Below are 2,612 nucleotides of genomic sequence, written 5' to 3' on the forward strand. Positions count from 1 at the left end.
AAGCTGGGCTGTATGCACGAACTCCCCGTTCAACCCGACTACCGCGCCTATTCAGGTAACTGTACTCTTGAATCCAACCCTGACAGACACGACAAAGCGCCACTGGCGGTAGCCACTGGTAACAGGTTTAGAGGAGGAGAGTCTTGAAGTTTCGGGTGCGATAAGGCTACACTGAAAGGACAGTTTTGGTGACTGTGCTCCTCCAAGCCAGTTACCGCGGTTCAAAAGAGCGTCAACTCTTGCGAACCTTCGAAAAAACCACCTTGCCGGGTGGTTTTTTCGTTTCAAGGCTAAGATACGCTTTAAAATGGTTAGCGGTCAAGAAGTCAGGCTTCCTTCTAAGCTCAAGATTAGTCAAAAAAAGCATCATTTTTCAGGAAACATTTTTGCTAACATCTTATTTTTCCATTCATCATGAGAAAGATAAGTGGGCTTCCACTCCAGACTCTCCCATCCGCAAACAAGAAAATTTATGGAAAAGGCAGCATCGTAGTTAGATATAGTATTAACGCCGAGATTAACCTTATAAAGCATGCCTATTGACTGCATGAAACCTATCGCAATCATTATATCCTGGAATGAAATATCTAACTTTGATCTTATCTTACTTAACGTCACACTAATAGAAACCTGATCTTTTGATCTGATAGATAACAAATAAATAAAAAGCTTTAGTGAATTTAGCTCGACTGGACTTCGATTGCTCATTGACTCAAATGCTGTAATTCTACCAGAACCATCTACAAACCCAGCAAACGGCAGTTTTGCCCAGTATCCTTGTGATGACTTGAATCTGGTTTCTGAAAAAACCTTCCCAGTTCTCTTCACACCCATCAAATAATATTTTTTCTTTTTGTCACCCTCAAAATTCAGCAACTCCAATTCATATAGTTTTTTCAAACCATTGCTGACCAACTTACGGCTAAGCGAGGCGTACTTGGTCAATTGGTCATAAGTTAAAGAGGTACAATAGTTCCCATTTTCATCTAAGTTGCTAGTTAAGCAAATTAAAATATATATTTTAATGGCAGCAATGCTTGAAGATAAATTATTCCTCTTGAAAAGTTTTAAAACTTCTTTTTCTCGAAGAGCGTAATAAGGCATGGGCTTCCAAAAGGGCGTCATTTATCCTCCAAAATACATGTGTAGACAAATCAGCAGCATGACCACTGACAGAATCAGCCGCGATAAATCCATCGAGATACGAGCAATGCGCTCAAGTAAAGCTACCCAGTTTTCAGGTGACATAATCAATCTCCCAGTGGTCATGAATGCGTTTTTAAAAATTATGACCGAGAACCCTAAAGACTTATAGTCTTTAGGGTTAAATCTTTCTAGAATAAGCGCACACTAAAAAATCATTATTATCAGTACGTTGTATAAAAATAATAGTTCATGTTAATACCAGAATAGTGCACGTAATCCATTTTATAGCAGCATCATGCCTGAGTGATCTTCATATCAGAGTCCTATTTACCATAACATCCCTTGCCCGCACCCCCAGAAAGGCCCTCAGCGCGTTTCTGCCGCATCCGGGCCGTTTTGGGCACCTTTCCCTGCCTGTATCGTGAAAAAACGCCCCTGATGATTTTGGCGCGGCTGCATGGCTATGCACACGAGTGAATGGTCGGGGGTTTCGCGCGGAAGCTGTCACCAAAGGGGGATTTCCGGTGATTAACTCACCCGATAACGGTGAACGGGTGCACAGTTTACTGTGCGGTCGTGAGGCGTTGGCCAAGCCGCCAGGCGCGGCAGGAAATCGCCAAAGGGGTCGGATTTAACGAGGAGGAACCGGAGTACCTGACGGGTGTCGGGCAGGAGCCTGACCAGGAGGATTTGGCGTGCCGGCGGTACTCCAAAGACACATCTTGTCCGCGTCAGTTGCTGTCAGCGCGCTTCTGGTAATGAGCCAGTATTTCAGCGAGGCCTTCTCCATAGGTAATCTCACCGGAAAGAATACGTGCCTTAACCGATTCATAGAGCGGCGTTCCAGAGGGGTCCATGCCTTCAAGCCGGAGAGAAGCCTCGGCCTTACGGAATCCGTCTACACGAAGTTGTCGTGTACGATCATCGAGCATGGGTTTTCCTTTGAGCAGTCATGCGAATAAGGCAGGCGTAAAGTTAGCTAACTTTACATGTCCTGCCCGGATATTGCCGTTGTACCGTTGTGCAGGGAAAAGTGGAAAACGACAAGAAACCGTTGCAGCCGAGTGTGTAATCAGGGTGGAAACGGGTGTACCGAGCGATCCGAGCCCTGTTCAGCATTACAGACATTACGCTTCCTCGGTCATTCGCTCACTTCGTTCGGTCATGACGCTGCGGCGAGCGTTACTTGCTCAGGCAGAAGGCCATGACGGAGAGTGAAAGAGAGCTGAGACGTTGCCGGTTTTCCATAGGCTTCGCCCTCCTGACGAGACTCACAGAAATCAGGCGATTTCTGGTGCTCAAATCAGAAGTGGCGAAACCCGACAGGACTTAAAGATCCCCACCGTTTCCGATGGGTCGCTCCCTCGTGCGCTCTCCTGTTCCCACCCTGAGGTTTACCCGTTGCAGACCGCCGTAAGGTGGCGTTTTCTCATTCCTACCCGTGCAACTGGGTTCCTTGTAGGCTG

Annotated in this window: 2 protein-coding genes; both read right to left on the reverse strand. The window is 46.4% G+C overall.

From position 1 onward, the window contains the following. Positions 1-366: 366 nt before the first annotated feature. Positions 367-1,125, reverse strand: a complete 759-nt coding sequence (locus ACWGRX_RS26795) for a hypothetical protein (protein WP_016235141.1) — start codon at positions 1,123-1,125, stop codon at positions 367-369. Positions 1,126-1,877: 752 nt separating this feature from the next. Beyond that, a complete protein-coding gene (locus tag ACWGRX_RS26800; RefSeq protein WP_057527577.1) occupies positions 1,878-2,078 on the reverse strand; it encodes an antitoxin VbhA family protein in 201 nt (66 codons plus the stop codon). Positions 2,079-2,612 lie beyond the last annotated feature (534 nt).

The organism is Allobosea sp. NPDC055594 (assembly GCF_053618995.1).

Excerpts from the sequence above, each read along its gene's own strand:
- ACWGRX_RS26795 (WP_016235141.1), bottom strand. The coding sequence starts at position 1,125 with ATGACGCCCTTTTGGAAGCCCATGCCTTATTACGCTCTTCGAGAAAAA.
- ACWGRX_RS26800 (WP_057527577.1), bottom strand. The coding sequence starts at position 2,078 with ATGCTCGATGATCGTACACGACAACTTCGTGTAGACGGATTCCGTAAG.